Here is a 13955-nt window from a genome sequence, read left to right as displayed (position 1 = left end):
CGGGGCGGCCCCCCCCCCCCCACCCCCCGCGCGCCCCCCCGCGGGGCGCCGGCGGCGCCCGCCGTGAGCGTGGACACCGCCCCGGCGGGCCCGCCGGGGCTGCCCGTCGCCGGGGCGGGCAGCGGCTCGAAGGCGGTCACCACCGTGTAGCCGGACACCGGTGCCGACTCCGGGCCGCCGAGCCCCAGCCGCACCGGGTCGGCCGGCCCCACCGGATCGCCCAGCCGCTCCCGCGCCAGCGTGAGGCGCGCCTCGTCCGTGTCGATCCCGCAGACGGACGCGCCGCGCCCGGCCGCCATGAGGAGGGCGAGCCCCGACCCGCAGCCCAGGCCCAGCAGCCGCGTTCCGGCGCCGACGTCCAGCCGTTCGTAGACGGCCTCGTACAGCGGCACCAGCATCCGCTCCTGGATCTCCGCCCAGTCGCGGGCGCGGGCATGGGGGTCCGCCGTGCTCGGCGTGGAGGGGTGCGGGCGCTGCCGCCGTACGAGCGTAGATGTCATGAAAGGGCCCCAATCAGCGAAGAGCAGTGCCGTCGTCAGATCCGCCGTTGTGCGCCAGAGGGTGCCGTGTGGATCGTGCGGTGCCGTACAGGGCTGTGCAGGGCTGTTCCACAGGGCACCCGCTCTGTCGCGTCCCACCCCCGTATGCCAGGGAACTCCGCATCCGTCCCCGCGTCCAGAGCTTTCACGGCCGTGCTTGCGTGCCCCCTCCGTGCGCCCCCGCGCGACGTCGCATCCGCCCCGCTCCCGCGCCCGCCCCGGGGCGCCGCGACCGCCCCGGGGCGATATTCGCCGCGGTGGGGCGCGCCGCCGCCGTACGATCGGCCGCATGGCCAAAGCCCCCGTTCTCACCCCGCGCGCGGCGGATTTTCCGCGCTGGTACCAGGACGTGATCAACAAGGCCGAACTGGCCGAGAACGGTCCGGTGCGCGGCACCATGGTCATCCGACCGTACGGATACGGGCTGTGGGAGCGGATGCAGGGCGACCTGGACGCCCGGATCAAGGCGGTGGGCGTCCAGAACGCCTACTTCCCCCTCTTCATCCCGCAGTCGTACCTCACCCGGGAGGCCGAGCACGTCGAGGGCTTCGCGCCCGAACTCGCGGTCGTCACCCACGGCGGCGGCAAGGAACTGGAGGAGCCGGTGGTGGTCCGGCCCACCTCCGAGACGATCGTCAACGAGTACTTCTCCAAGTGGGTGCAGAGCTACCGCGATCTGCCGCTGCTGATCAACCAGTGGGCCAATGTGGTGCGGTGGGAGCTGCGGCCCCGGCTGTTCCTGCGGACGACCGAATTCCTCTGGCAGGAGGGTCACACCGCCCACGCCACGTACGAGGACGCCCGGGAGTTCGCCGCCCGCATCCACCGCGAGGTCTACGCCGACTTCATGGAGAACGTGCTCGCCATGGACGTCGTCCTGGGGCGCAAAACCGCCCGCGAGCGCTTCGCGGGCGCCGTCAACACCCTCACCCTCGAAGGGATGATGGGCGACGGCAAGGCGCTGCAGCTGGGCACCAGCCATGAGCTGGGCCAGAACTTCGCCCGCGCCTTCGGCACCCGCTATCTGTCCAGGGACGGCGAGCAGGAACTGGTCTGGCAGACCTCCTGGGGCAGCACGACCCGCATGGTCGGCGCGCTGGTGATGATGCACGGCGACGACGACGGGCTGCGGCTGCCGCCCCGGCTGGCCCCGGTCCAGGCCGTCGTCCTCGCGGTCAAGGGCGACCCCGCGGTGCTCGCCGCGGTCCGCGAGACGGGCGACCGGCTGGCGGCCGCGGGCGTACGGGTGCACGTCGACGACCGCGCCGACCTGCCCTTCGGCCGCCGCGCCGTGGACTGGGAGCTGCGGGGCGTACCGGTGCGCGTCGAGATCGGCCCGCGCGACCTGGAGACCGGCACCGCCACACTCGCCCGGCGGATCCCGGGCGGCAAGGAACCGGTGCGCACCGACCTGCTGGCCGAGGTGGTGCCGAAGGCGCTGGAGGAGGACCAGGCGCTGCTGCTGCGCCAGGCGCGGGAGCGCCGCACGGCGCGCACGGTGGAGGCGCGGACCGTGGAGGAGGCCGCGGAGGCGGCGGCCGCGGGCGGCTGGGCGCGCGTCCGGTGGGCCGACCTGGGCCCGGAGGGCGAGGCCGCGCTCGCCGAGCGGGCGGTGTCCGTGCGGTGTCTGGTCACCGAGGACGGGGCGGTGCCGGACGCCGATGACGCGCCGGGTAACGTCGCCTACGTGGCGCGCGCCTACTGAGCGGCGCGCCTGCCGAGTGACGCGGGGCCTGACGGGCCGGTGCCACGGACGGTGTCCGCGGGCCGGTGTCTACGGGCCGGGCCGTACGAGGCGGTACGTACCGCCTTGGTGCGCCGTGGGCGGCTCATCCATGCATGTGCGCACCCGCCCTCGTCGCGACGCATCAGCGTTGAACTGACTGGTACGTGCAAATTATTTGGGATGCCCCGGAATCGGAACACCGAGTGGCTCCCGCTCGTTAGCACGACGTGAGCACGACACCACCTGTACTCGCCGCAGAGCTGGCACAGGCGTGGGCCGACATTCAACGGCACCACCCCGAGCTGCCGGATCTAGCCGCGCCCGAATCGCTGATCGGAGAGTCGTCGTCCGCATGTGGCGCCGAGCTCTCCTTCGAACGGCTGCTGCACGAGGCAGTCCACGGCATCGCCGCCGCCCGCGGTGTCCGTGACACCTCGCGCGCCGGCCGCTACCACAACCGCCGGTTCCTGGCGATCGCCGAGGAGCTGGGGCTCGACCACTCCGAGGAGCCGCATCCCAGCAGCGGCTTCTCGCTGGTCACCCTCAGTCCCGAGGCGAGAAAGCGCTATCGGACCACGATCGAACGGCTGCACCGCGCCCTCAAGGCCCACACGGTCGCGACCGGGGCCGAGACCTCCCGAGCCTTCCGCGGCCCCGCGGCGCGGCACGGTTCGTCCGGGGGCGGGGTCCGGGTCAAGGCGGTGTGCGACTGCGGGCGCAACGTCCGCGTCGTTCCGTCGGTGCTGGCCCAGGCGCCCATCATGTGCGGCGGCTGCGGGAAGCCGTTCCGCATTCCGGACGCGGTGGCCGCGGTCGGCTGACCGGCCACGGTGTGGCAGAATGGTCCGCTGTACTCGACAGCCGACCAGGACCCCTCTCTCCTCCGGCTGACGCGTCCATCGGGCACTCGGGTACCGCAACCCCACGCGGCACGTCGCAGTGCTCAACCACGTCAAGACCAGGAGACACCACTTCCGTGGCAGTCAAGATCAAGCTGAAGCGTCTGGGCAAGATCCGTTCGCCTCACTACCGCATCGTCGTCGCCGACTCCCGTACCCGCCGTGACGGCCGGGCCATCGAGGAGATCGGCCTGTACCACCCGGTGCAGAACCCCTCGCGCATCGAGGTCGACTCGGAGCGTGTGCAGCACTGGCTGAAGGTCGGCGCCCAGCCGACCGAGCCGGTGCTCGCCATCCTGAAGGTCACCGGCGACTGGCAGAAGTTCAAGGGCCTGCCCGCCCCGGCTCCGATGAAGGTCGCCGAGCCGAAGGCCGACAAGCGCGCCCTGTTCGAGGCCGCGGCCAAGGACGCTGGTGACGAGCCGAAGGGTGAGGCCATCACCCCGAAGGCGAAGAAGTCCGAGAAGAAGTCGGACGAGGCGGCCGAGGCCGCTGAGTCCACCGCGTCGACCGAGGCCTGAGGATGCTCGAGGAAGCCCTCGAGCACCTGGTGAAGGGCATCGTCGACAACCCCGACGACGTGCAGGTCGCCTCGCGCAACCTGCGTCGCGGACGCGTGCTCGAGGTCCGGGTGCACCCCGACGACCTGGGCAAGGTGATCGGCCGTAACGGCCGCACCGCCCGCGCGCTGCGCACCGTCGTGGGCGCCATCGGCGGCCGTGGGATCCGCGTCGACCTCGTCGACGTGGATCAGGTCAGCTGAGAGGCGATCAATAGGAGCACCGGCACGGGCCGGGGAGGGCTTTGGGCCGTCCCCGGCCCGTGTGCGTGAAAGGGACATGCATCGTGCAGTTGGTTGTCGCGCGGATCGGCCGTGCCCATGGCATCAAGGGCGAGGTCACCGTCGAGGTGCGCACGGACGAGCCCGAGCTGCGGCTCGGCCCCGGCGCCGTGCTGGCCACCGAGCCCGCCTCGGCCGGGCCGCTGACCATCGAGACCGGCCGGGTGCACAGCGGCCGGCTGCTGCTGCGCTTCGAGGGAGTGCGGGACCGTACGGGCGCGGAGGCGCTGCGCAACGTCCTGCTCATCGCGGAGGTCGACCCCCAGGAGGTCCCCGAGGACCCCGAGGAGTTCTACGATCACCAGCTGATCGACCTCGACGTGGTCACCGTGGACGGCACGGCGGTCGGCCGGATCTCCGAGATCTCCCATCTGCCCTACCAGGACCTGCTGATCGTGAAGCGGCCCGACGGCGGCGAGGTGATGATCCCGTTCGTCTCCGAGATGGTGCCGGAGATCGACCTGGAGGAGCAGCGCGCGGTCATCGACCCGCCGCCGGGACTGCTGGACGAGGCCGAGGCGGAGATCGCCACCGGCCGTGAGGAGCCGTCGTCATGAGGCTCGACGTCGTCACGATCTTCCCGGAGTACCTGGAGCCGCTGAACGTCTCGCTGGTCGGCAAGGCGCGCGCCCGCGGCGTCCTGGACGTCCGCGTGCACGACCTGCGCTCCTGGGCGCACGACCGGCACAACACGGTGGACGACACCCCGTACGGCGGCGGCCCGGGCATGGTCATGAAGCCCGAGCCCTGGGGCGAGGCGCTGGACGCGGTCATCGCGTCCGGCGAGGGCGAGGGGCTGCCCAAGCCGACGCTGGTGGTGCCCACCCCGAGCGGCCGCCCGTTCACCCAGGCCCTCGCGGTGGAACTCTCCGAGCGCCCCTGGCTGGTCTTCGCCCCGGCGCGCTACGAGGGCATCGACCGGCGGGTGATCGAGGAGTACGGGGAGCGGCTGGAGATCCACGAGGTCTCCATCGGCGACTACGTGCTGGCGGGCGGCGAGGCCGCGGTCCTGGTGATCACCGAGGCCGTCGCCCGGCTGCTGCCCGGGGTGCTGGGCAACGCCGAATCGCACAGGGACGACTCCTTCGCCCCCGGCGCGATGGCCGATCTGCTGGAGGGGCCCGTCTACACCAAGCCCCCCGAGTGGCGCGGCCGGGGCATCCCGGAGGTGCTGGTCAGCGGCCACCACGGCAAGATCGCCCGGTGGCGCAGGGACGAGGCGTTCCGCCGCACCAGCGCCCACCGCCCCGATCTGATCGAGCGCTGCGACCCGGTGACGCTCGACAAGCACGACCGGGCGCTCCTGGCCGAGCTGGGCTGGGAGGAGCTGCCCGGGGCGGGCGAAACCGGGAGACGGGCCCGATTTGGGCGGCCGGACCGGGCCGTGGAAGAATAGGCCGCTGCCGTACGTCCGGGCGTGCGCCCCTGCCACAGGGGGACCGACGCCCGCCCGATGAGGGCGGCACTCCGATCACCATTCCGATATGCCGCTGATGACCTGTGGCATCAGCGAGGAAAGCAGACGATCATGTCTCACCTGCTCGACAACGTCGACTCCGCGTCGCTGCGCAGCGACATCCCGACCTTCCGCCCCGGCGACACGGTCAACGTCCACGTCCGCGTCATCGAGGGCAACCGCTCGCGTGTCCAGCAGTTCAAGGGTGTCGTCATCCGCCGCCAGGGTTCCGGCGTGCGGGAGACCTTCACCGTCCGCAAGGTGAGCTTCAGCGTCGGCGTCGAGCGCACCTTCCCGGTGCACACCCCGATCGTCGAGAAGATCGAGGTCGTCACCCGCGGTGACGTGCGCCGTGCGAAGCTCTACTACCTGCGTGACCTCCGCGGCAAGGCCGCGAAGATCAAGGAGAAGCGCACCAGCTGAGTTTTGCTCGACACTTGAGCTCCCGTCGGATGCCCCGGCCGGGCCGGATAGGCTCTGGCCCGATGGACATCGATGGACGGCTCGCGGAGCGCGATCGCTCCTCCTGTTCCGACCCGGAGCACGAGGAGCGATCGCGCTCTTCGCATGCCCCGGAGGAGCCCTCCGCGGAGCAGCCGCCCGCCGGGCGCCCCGGGGCGTGGGCGGCCGGCGACCGGCCGTGGCGTCGGGCCGCGCTCCTCGCGGCCGCCTCCATGGCGCTGGTCCTGCTGGTGAGCGGGTTCGTGGTGCAGCCGTTCCAGATTCCCAGCGGTTCCATGGAGAACACCCTGCGCCCCGGGGACCGGGTGCTGGTGAACAAGCTCGCCTACCGTTTCGGGGACGATCCGCGCCGCGGCGACGTTGTCGTCTTCGACGGCACCGGCTCCTTCCTCCAGGAGGAGCCGTCCGGGAACCCGGTGACCGGTGTGCTGCGCGAGGCGGCCGCGGCGGTCGGCCTCGCCGAGCCCGCCGAGAGCGACTACATCAAGCGTGTGGTGGGCGTCGGCGGTGACCGGGTCACCTGCTGCGACGAGCGGGGGAGGATCGAGGTGAACGGCCGGCCCGTGAACGAGGACTATCTGTACCCCGGGGACAGCCCCTCGCGGGTGCCGTTCGACACCGTCGTGCCCGAAGGGCGGCTGTGGGTGATGGGCGACCACCGCGGCGCCTCCCGGGACTCCCGCGACCACCTCGGCGAGCCGGGCGGCGGCACCGTCCCCGTGGACCAGGTGATCGGGCGGGCCGACTGGATCGGCTGGCCGTTCGGCCGGTGGTCCGCCATCCGGGGTCAGGGAGCCTTCGCGCACGTCCCCGGACCGGGCGGGACGGGGGGCACGGTCCCGGGCGGTGCGCATGGGTAACCGCGGACGCCCCCGTTCCGGCGCCCGCCGGCCGGGTTTCGGCCCCGCCTCCGCCCCCGCCGCGCCGCCGCGCGAGCCGGGGCAGCGGCGGCTCGCCACCCGTGCGGAGCGGCGCCGGGTGCAGCAGCGGATCAAGCGCAGAAGACGCCGGTCCGCCGTGCGGGAGATACCGATCCTGATCGGTGTCGCGCTGGTGATCGCGCTGGTCCTCAAGACCTTCCTGGTGCAGGCGTTCGTGATCCCGTCCGGCTCCATGGAGCAGACGATCAAGATCGGCGACCGGGTGCTGGTCGACAAGTTCACCCCGTGGTTCGGTTCCAAGCCGACGCGCGGGGACGTGGTGGTGTTCAAGGACCCCGGCGGCTGGCTGGAGGACGAGCGGAAGCCGCCCGAGGACGATCCGCCGGTCATCAAGCAGGTCAAGGAGTTCCTGACCTTCATCGGCCTGCTGCCCTCGTCGGACGAGCAGGACCTGATCAAGCGGGTGGTCGCGGTCGGCGGGGACACGGTGGCATGCTGTGACACGAACGGCAGGGTCACGGTCAACGGGACGCCGCTGAACGAGTCGTATCTCTACCCGGGCAATCCGCCCTCGCAGCGCAAGTTCAAGGTGACCGTCCCCGCGGGGCGGATGTTCATGATGGGTGACCACCGGTCCAACTCGGCGGACTCCCGGGTGCACCTCGACGAGGCGTACCAGGGCACCGTCGCGGACGCGAGCGTGGTGGGCCGCGCCGTGGTGATCGCGTGGCCGTTCGGCCATATGCGGCAGCTGGACGAGCCCGGAACGTACTCGTCCGTGCGGGACGCGCCGAGTGGGGCGACACAGGTGAGCGGTGCGCCGCATAGGCTGTCCCCCATGGATCAGCAAGGAATGATCCAGCTCCCGACCCCTGCGGAACTCCCGCTCGTTATGGGAGTGGTGGGCCTGCGCCGTTCGTGGAGCAGGCGGCAGCGGCGTGAGGAGTGAATGTGGGGGACTTGGCGGTCGGCGCGCGATCCGGTCACGAAGAGCCCGAAAGGCGGCCCGGCACGACGGGAGAGGGGACCGCGGACCGGGCACCGGAGGCGCCCGGGGCGTCCCCGGAAGCGGGAGGCGCTCCCACGGCCGGACCGGCTGACGCGCCGCCCTCCGGCCCTCCCGGACCACCCCGGCCCGGGACCGGGCCCGGCGCGGAGCGGGAGACCGGCTCCGAGGAGGACGGCACGGAGTCCGGGACCGGGCGGCGGCCCGCGAAGGGGCGGAAGGTGCGCTCCTTCTGGAAGGAGCTGCCGATCCTGATCTTCATCGCGCTGGTGCTGGCGCTGCTGATCAAGACCTTCCTGGTGCAGGCCTTCTCGATCCCGTCCGACTCGATGCAGAACACGCTGCAGCGGGGCGACCGGGTGCTGGTGGACAAGCTCACTCCCTGGTTCGGCTCGAAGCCGGAGCGCGGCGAGGTGGTCGTCTTCCACGATCCGGGCGGCTGGCTCGGCGAGACCCAGACGCAGGACTCGGGCCCGATCGCCGAGGGCATCCAGGAGGCGCTCAGCAAGGTCGGCCTGATGCCGTCCGCCGATGAGAAGGACCTGATCAAGCGGGTCATCGCGGTCGGCGGGGACACGGTCTCGTGCAAGCGCGGCGGCAAGGTGATGGTCAACGGCAAGGCGCTGGACGAGCCGTACATCTTCCCCGGGAACACGCCCTGTGACGAGAAGCCGTTCGGCCCGGTCAAGGTGCCCAAGGACCGGATCTGGGTGATGGGCGACCACCGCCAGGACTCGCTGGACTCCCGCTACCACCAGAACCTGCACGACGGCACCGTCTCGGTGGACGACGTCGTCGGGCGCGCGATCGTGGTGGCCTGGCCGGTCAACCGCTGGTCCACCCTGTCGATTCCGGACACCTTCGACCAGCCGGGGCTGAGCGCGGCGGCGTCCCTGGCCCCCTCGGCGCTCGGGTTCGCGGGCGCGGTGCCGCTCGTGCTGTGGCGTCGTCGCAGGCAGGCGGCGAAGGTGCGGGGGACGGCTGACTGACGCCCCGTACCGCAGGTAAGGTGCGATCTCGTGCCACAGGGCATGCGGAACATGACCTTCTATGTCTGCGGGACACGGTGGGAGCACTGGAATGAGCGATGCCCGAGGGGCGGGGGGCAGCACGCTGGGCGCCGTGCTGTCCGGGCTGGCGGTGGCCGTCGGCAGTGTGCTGTTCCTGGGCGGTTTCGCCTGGGGCGCGGTGCTCTACAAGCCGTACAGCGTCCCGACCGATTCGATGTCGCCGACCATCGGCAAGGGCCACCGGGTGCTCGCGGAGCGCATCGACGGGGGTGAGGTGCGCCGCGGCGATGTGGTCGTCTTCCAGGACGAGGTCTGGGGCGCCCTGCCGATGGTGAAGCGGGTCATCGGGGTCGGCGGCGACAAGGTCGTCTGCTGCGACAAGCAGAACCGCATCACCGTGGACGGCAAGACACTCGAAGAACCGTATCTTCAGGCCAAGGAGCCGGCCTCGATGACCCGGTTCACCACCACCGTGCCCAAGGGGAGCCTGTTCCTCATGGGCGACCACCGCAGCGACTCCCTCGACTCCCGGACGCACCTCACCGACAGCAGCCGTGGAGCCGTGCCCACGGGCGCCGTGACGGCCCGGGTGGACGCCACGGCCTGGCCGCTGGGGTCCTTCGGCATGATGGGGCGCCCGGAGGTGTTCAAGGAACTGCCGGGCGGCGTCTCGCAGCCCGGCCCGCTCCGGCTCGTATTGGTCTCCGTCCTGGCCGGCGCCGTGCTCATCCTGGGAGGTGCGGCCTACGGGCCGGTCGCGCGCCGGATGGGAGGCGGCACCGCGCGGCGGGACGAGACGCGGGAGAAGGTGGCGGCCAGTGGCTGACGGGGCCGGGAAGACCGGCACGGACGCGGCGCCGCTGCGGAAGGTCGCCCGGGTGGTCCTGCTCGACCCGCGGGACCGGATCCTGCTGCTGCACGGCTTCGAACCGGACAACCCCTCGCTGACCTGGTGGTTCACCCCGGGCGGCGGGCTGGAGGGCGATGAGAGCCGCGAGCAGGCCGCCCTGCGCGAGCTGGCGGAGGAGACCGGGATCACCGAGGTCCGGCTCGGCCCGCTGCTGTGGCGGCGCACCTGCTCCTTCCCGTTCTTCGGCCGTCGCTGGGACCAGGACGAGTGGTATTACCTGGCCCGTACGGAGCAGACCACGACGCGCCCGGAGGGGCTGACGGAGCTGGAGCGGCGCAGCGTGGCGGGGCTGCGCTGGTGGACCGTGGAGGAGCTGGCCGGGGCGGCGGAGCCGGTGTACCCGACCCGGCTCGTGGAACTGTTGCGTACGCTGCTCGACGAGGGACCGCCCAGTACGCCGGTGATCCTGGAGACTGAGCGCGTCTGACGCACAATGGGGGGACGCACGGCTGAAGGGGAACATGCCATGAGCGCCGAGGACCTCGAGAAGTACGAGACCGAGATGGAGCTGAAGCTCTACCGGGAGTACCGCGATGTCGTCGGTCTGTTCAAATATGTGATCGAGACCGAGCGCCGCTTCTATCTCACCAACGACTACGAGATGCAGGTGCACTCCGTCCAGGGTGAGGTCTTCTTCGAGGTGTCGATGGCGGACGCCTGGGTCTGGGACATGTACCGACCGGCGCGGTTCGTCAAGCAGGTACGCGTACTCACGTTCAAGGACGTGAATATCGAGGAGCTGAACAAGAGCGACCTCGACCTTCCGGGAGGCTGACCTGCCGGTCCTCCGGGGCTGACTCACTCTTCCGGGTGGCGGGATTGTCCACCGGCGCCGGTTCGTCCACAGAAATCCACCAAGATCCCTGAATGCGGGGCGGGCGCGTCACAGTCGGTGCCGGAGGTGGTGCCGAATGAACGCCCGGGGAGCACTGGGCCGCTACGGCGAGGATCTGGCGGCGCGCCGGCTGGCCGAGGCCGGGATGACCGTCCTGGAGCGCAATTGGCGGTGCCGGGACGGCGAGATCGACATCGTCGCGCTGGATGCCGGGGCGCTGGTCGTCTGCGAGGTCAAGACGCGTCGCGCGGAGGGTTACGAACCGCCGACGGCGGCGGTCGGGCCCGGCAAGGCCGACCGGCTGCGAAGGCTCGCCGAGCGCTGGCTGGAGCGGCACGGCGGGCCGCCGCCGGGAGGCGTGCGGATCGATCTGGTGGGCGTGGTGCTGCCGCGGCGCGGCGCGCCCGTGGTCGAGCATCTGCGGGGGGTGGCCTGAATGGGGTTCGCCCGCACCTGCTCGGTCGCGCTGGTCGGGGTCGAGGGCGTGGTGGTCGAGGTCCAGGCCGATCTGGAGCCCGGCGTGGCCGCCTTCACCCTGGTCGGCCTGCCCGACAAATCCCTGGTCGAGAGCCGGGACCGGGTCCGCGCCGCCGTGGTCAACTCCGATGCCGCCTGGCCGCAGAAGAAGCTCACCGTCGGGCTCAGCCCGGCGTCCGTCCCCAAGGGCGGCAGCGGCTTCGACCTGGCCGTGGCCTGTGCCGTGCTCGGTGCCGCCGAGCGCGTCGACCCACGGGAGATCGCCGATCTGATGATGATCGGGGAGCTGGGCCTGGACGGCCGGGTCCGGCCCGTGCGCGGGGTGCTGCCCGCCGTGCTCGCGGCCGCCGAGGCCGGATACCGGCAGGTCGTCGTCCCCGAGCAGACCGCGGCCGAGGCATCCCTGGTCCCGGGCGTCTCGGTGCTCGGCGTGCGGAGCCTGCGCCAGCTGATCGCGGTCCTCACCGACGAACCGGTGCCCGAGGAGGACGAGCCGCTGGAGGCCGGGCGGCCCGATCCCATGCTGGCGGGGCTCACCATGCCCGGCGCGGGCATGGGCACCGGGGTGGCCGCGCTCCCCGGTGCCGGGGTGGGGCGGCCCGATCTGGCCGACGTCGCCGGGCAGCGGGCCGCGCGCACCGCGCTGGAGGTCGCCGCCGCCGGGGGCCACCATCTGTTCCTCATCGGGCCGCCGGGCGCCGGGAAGACCATGCTCGCCGAGCGGCTGCCCGGGCTGCTGCCGCCGCTCACCCAGCAGGAGGCCCTGGAGGTCACCGCCGTCCACTCGGTGGCCGGGGTGCTGCCACCGGGCCAGCCCCTGGTGGAGACGCCCCCGTACTGCGCACCGCACCACTCGGCGACCATGGCCGCCCTGGTCGGCGGCGGAAACGGGCTGCCGCGGCCGGGCGCGGTCTCCCTCGCCCACCGGGGGCTGCTCTTTTTGGACGAGGCTCCCGAGTTCAGCGGCCGGGCCCTGGACGCCCTGCGCCAGCCCCTGGAATCCGGCCATGTGGTGGTCGCCCGCTCCGCGGGCATGATGCGCATGCCCGCCCGCTTCCTCCTCATGCTGGCCGCCAACCCCTGCCCCTGCGGGCGCCACGGGCTGCTGGTGGACGGCTGCGAATGCTCGCCCTCGACGGTCCGCCGCTACCAGTCGCGGCTCTCCGGCCCGCTGCTGGACCGGGTCGATCTGCGCGTCCACGTCGAGGCGGTGAGCCGGGCCGAGCTGACCGGGGCGGGTGGCCCGGCGGAGAGCACGGCCGCGGTCGCGGCCCGGGTGCGCGAGGCGAGGGAGCGGGCCGCCGCGCGCCTCGCGGACACCCCCTGGCGGTTGAACAGCGAGGTGCCGGGGCATGAGCTGCGCACCCGCTGGCAGGCCTGCCCCGGGGCGCTCCGGGAGGCCGAGCGGGACATGGAGCGCGGGCTGCTCACCGCCCGCGGCCTGGACCGGGTGCTCCGGGTCGCCTGGACCGTCGCCGACCTCGCCGGGCACGACCGGCCACTGGCGCCGGACGTCGCCCGGGCACTCCAGCTGCGCACCGGGGTGACCCGCGGGGTGCCCGTCGGCGCGGGGGAGTACTGATGGCCGCCTGCCCGGCGGGGGTCCCCGCCACGGGACCCGGGGCACCGCCCGCCAGGGACCCCGGGCCGGGTGTGGACCGCGAGGAGCGGCTCGCCCGCGCGGCCCTCACCCGGCTCGTGGAGCCCGGTGACGAGGCGGTGGGGCGCTGGTTGCGGCGGCTGGGGCCGGTGGCCTTGTGGCGGGCGCTCACCGGTGAGGCCCCGCCGCCGCGTGGGGCGAGCCCACAGCGGCTGGCCGGATGCGCGCTGCGGGCCGCCGGGCTCGACCCCGCGGCCGACCTCGACCTGATCGCCGCCCGTGGCGGGCGGTTCGTCTGCCCCGGGGACATGGAGTGGCCCGGTCAGCTCGACGACCTCGGGGACGCCCGCCCGGTCGGCTTATGGGTGCGGGGCCCGGCGTCGCTGCGCATGTGGGCGCTGCGCTCGGTCGCGGTCGTCGGGGCGCGCGCCTGCAGCGACTACGGCGCGCATGTCGCGGCGACGATGGGGGCCGGGCTCACCGAGCGGGGCTGGGTGGTGGTCTCCGGCGCGGCCCAGGGCGTGGACGGCGCGGCGCACCGCGGGGCGCTCGCCGCGGGCGGTGCCACCGTCGCCGTGCTCGCCTCCGGGGTGGACACCCCCTATCCGCGGGGGCACGCCGAGTTGATCGAGCGCATCGCGGAACAGGGTCTGGTACTGGCCGAGTTGCCGCCCGGAGCGCATCCCACCCGCGGCCGCTTCGTGCTGCGCAACCGGGTCATCGCCGCGCTCACCCGCGGCACGGTCGTCATCGAGGCCGAATACCGCAGCGGATCGCTGGTCACCGCGCGCCGGGCACAACAGCTCGGCCGGTCCACCATGGGAGTGCCCGGCCCGGTCACCAGCGGGCTCTCCGCGGGGGTCCACGAACTGCTGCGCGGCGAGGCCGTGCTGGTCACCGATGCCGACGAAGTCGTCGAGCTGATCGGCGGCATCGGGGAGCTCGCCCCTGTCCGGGAAGGGCCCCTCGTCGAGCGGGACCTGCTCCATCCCGTGACGGCACGGGTGCTGGAAGCGTTGTCGGCACAGGGCGGCAACGACGGGCGCGAGGTGGCCAGGGAATCCGGGACGAGCTGTGAAGAGGCCGTGAGCCGCCTCTACGAACTGCTCGCCCTGGGATTCGTCGAACGCCATGGCGACCGCTGGCAGTTGGCGCCGCCCGCGCGCCGGAGTGACGGCACACGGCGAGGCGATCCCCCAAATCGGGGCAATCGGGTGAAAGGGTTGAGGCGATGACCGTATCCGCGCACCGTCGAGCCACTGCCCTTCGCATACCGCGACGTCGCAGTCACGCTACGCTCACAAGGTTTCCGG

At 72.6% G+C, this 13955-nt stretch carries 16 protein-coding genes and 1 pseudogene; 16 read left to right on the top strand and 1 reads right to left on the bottom strand.

Going from position 1 to position 13955, the window contains the following annotated elements; all coding sequences use genetic code 11:
• Positions 1–500 (bottom strand): methyltransferase domain-containing protein (locus ABZ562_RS31260; RefSeq protein ID WP_361485963.1); only part of this gene is annotated, 500 nt, incomplete at its 3' end.
• Between the two features lie 328 nt (positions 501–828).
• On the opposite strand from ABZ562_RS31260, the gene proS reads away from it, so the two are divergent.
• From proS to dprA, 16 genes and pseudogenes are all read left to right on the top strand, one after another.
• Positions 829–2244, top strand: a complete 1416-nt coding sequence (gene proS / locus ABZ562_RS31255) for a proline--tRNA ligase (protein WP_361485960.1) — start codon at positions 829–831, stop codon at positions 2242–2244.
• 248 nt (positions 2245–2492) lie between these two features.
• Positions 2493–3086, top strand: coding sequence for a hypothetical protein (locus ABZ562_RS31250; protein ID WP_361485958.1), 594 nt, complete (start codon positions 2493–2495; stop codon positions 3084–3086).
• 155 nt (positions 3087–3241) lie between these two features.
• Positions 3242–3685: a 30S ribosomal protein S16 gene (gene rpsP / locus ABZ562_RS31245; RefSeq protein WP_361485955.1), complete on the top strand. Its 444-nt coding sequence runs from the start codon at positions 3242–3244 to the stop codon at positions 3683–3685.
• Positions 3686–3687: 2 nt separating this feature from the next.
• Positions 3688–3927 carry an RNA-binding protein gene (locus tag ABZ562_RS31240; protein WP_003958958.1) on the top strand — a complete coding sequence of 80 codons (240 nt, stop codon included), beginning with the start codon at positions 3688–3690 and terminating at the stop codon, positions 3925–3927.
• A gap of 83 nt (positions 3928–4010) precedes the next feature.
• Positions 4011–4562: a ribosome maturation factor RimM gene (rimM, locus tag ABZ562_RS31235; protein ID WP_361485952.1), complete on the top strand. Its 552-nt coding sequence runs from the start codon at positions 4011–4013 to the stop codon at positions 4560–4562.
• Positions 4559–5401, top strand: coding sequence for a tRNA (guanosine(37)-N1)-methyltransferase TrmD (gene trmD, locus ABZ562_RS31230; protein ID WP_361485949.1), 843 nt, complete (start codon positions 4559–4561; stop codon positions 5399–5401). Before rimM ends, trmD begins: the two co-directional genes overlap by 4 nt.
• Positions 5402–5533: 132 nt before the next feature.
• Positions 5534–5884, top strand: a complete 351-nt coding sequence (rplS, locus tag ABZ562_RS31225) for a 50S ribosomal protein L19 (RefSeq protein WP_123106328.1) — start codon at positions 5534–5536, stop codon at positions 5882–5884.
• A 62-nt stretch (positions 5885–5946) separates the two neighbouring features.
• On the top strand, positions 5947–6783 hold the full coding sequence (gene lepB / locus ABZ562_RS31220; protein WP_361485946.1) for a signal peptidase I: 837 nt from the start codon (positions 5947–5949) through the stop codon (positions 6781–6783).
• A pseudogene (gene lepB, locus ABZ562_RS31215) lies at positions 6776–7802 on the top strand (signal peptidase I); the annotation flags it as partial. The gene lepB (ABZ562_RS31220) and the pseudogene lepB (ABZ562_RS31215), both read left to right, overlap by 8 nt.
• The gene (lepB, locus tag ABZ562_RS31210; RefSeq protein WP_361485944.1) at positions 7756–8799 is read left to right on the top strand and encodes a signal peptidase I; all 1044 of its coding nucleotides are present in this window, start codon (positions 7756–7758) and stop codon (positions 8797–8799) included. The pseudogene lepB (ABZ562_RS31215) and the gene lepB (ABZ562_RS31210), both read left to right, overlap by 47 nt.
• 91 nt (positions 8800–8890) lie before the next feature.
• Positions 8891–9646, top strand: a complete 756-nt coding sequence (lepB, locus tag ABZ562_RS31205) for a signal peptidase I (protein WP_361485941.1) — start codon at positions 8891–8893, stop codon at positions 9644–9646.
• Positions 9639–10157, top strand: a complete 519-nt coding sequence (locus ABZ562_RS31200; RefSeq protein WP_361485938.1) for an NUDIX hydrolase — start codon at positions 9639–9641, stop codon at positions 10155–10157. The genes lepB (ABZ562_RS31205) and ABZ562_RS31200 overlap by 8 nt, the downstream gene beginning before the upstream one ends.
• Before the next feature lie 39 nt (positions 10158–10196).
• Complete coding sequence (locus ABZ562_RS31195; protein ID WP_009714730.1) at positions 10197–10505, top strand: DUF2469 domain-containing protein; 309 nt, start codon at positions 10197–10199, stop codon at positions 10503–10505.
• Between the two features lie 136 nt (positions 10506–10641).
• Entirely contained in the window at positions 10642–11001 is a 360-nt protein-coding gene (locus ABZ562_RS31190) for a YraN family protein (protein WP_361485935.1), read from the top strand.
• Positions 11002–12624 carry a YifB family Mg chelatase-like AAA ATPase gene (locus ABZ562_RS31185; protein ID WP_361485933.1) on the top strand — a complete coding sequence of 541 codons (1623 nt, stop codon included), beginning with the start codon at positions 11002–11004 and terminating at the stop codon, positions 12622–12624. It begins immediately after the preceding gene.
• Complete coding sequence (gene dprA / locus ABZ562_RS31180; RefSeq protein ID WP_361485931.1) at positions 12624–13877, top strand: DNA-processing protein DprA; 1254 nt, start codon at positions 12624–12626, stop codon at positions 13875–13877. Before ABZ562_RS31185 ends, dprA begins: the two co-directional genes overlap by 1 nt.
• Positions 13878–13955 lie beyond the last annotated feature (78 nt).

The sequence above is a fragment of the Streptomyces sp. NPDC019937 genome (assembly GCF_040631655.1).
GTDB lineage: Bacteria > Actinomycetota > Actinomycetes > Streptomycetales > Streptomycetaceae > Streptomyces.
The sequence above is the reverse complement of the archived record's forward strand: the minus strand, read 5'-3'. Positions and strand labels throughout refer to the sequence as shown.

Coding starts and splice junctions, on each gene's coding strand:
- proS (WP_361485960.1), top strand. CDS start 829: ATGGCCAAAGCCCCCGTTCTCACCCCGCGCGCGGCGGATTTTCCGCGC.
- ABZ562_RS31240 (WP_003958958.1), top strand. CDS start 3,688: ATGCTCGAGGAAGCCCTCGAGCACCTGGTGAAGGGCATCGTCGACAAC.
- trmD (WP_361485949.1), top strand. CDS start 4,559: ATGAGGCTCGACGTCGTCACGATCTTCCCGGAGTACCTGGAGCCGCTG.
- rplS (WP_123106328.1), top strand. CDS start 5,534: ATGTCTCACCTGCTCGACAACGTCGACTCCGCGTCGCTGCGCAGCGAC.
- lepB (WP_361485946.1), top strand. CDS start 5,947: ATGGACATCGATGGACGGCTCGCGGAGCGCGATCGCTCCTCCTGTTCC.
- lepB (WP_361485941.1), top strand. CDS start 8,891: ATGAGCGATGCCCGAGGGGCGGGGGGCAGCACGCTGGGCGCCGTGCTG.
- ABZ562_RS31195 (WP_009714730.1), top strand. CDS start 10,197: ATGAGCGCCGAGGACCTCGAGAAGTACGAGACCGAGATGGAGCTGAAG.
- ABZ562_RS31190 (WP_361485935.1), top strand. CDS start 10,642: ATGAACGCCCGGGGAGCACTGGGCCGCTACGGCGAGGATCTGGCGGCG.
- ABZ562_RS31185 (WP_361485933.1), top strand. CDS start 11,002: ATGGGGTTCGCCCGCACCTGCTCGGTCGCGCTGGTCGGGGTCGAGGGC.
- dprA (WP_361485931.1), top strand. CDS start 12,624: ATGGCCGCCTGCCCGGCGGGGGTCCCCGCCACGGGACCCGGGGCACCG.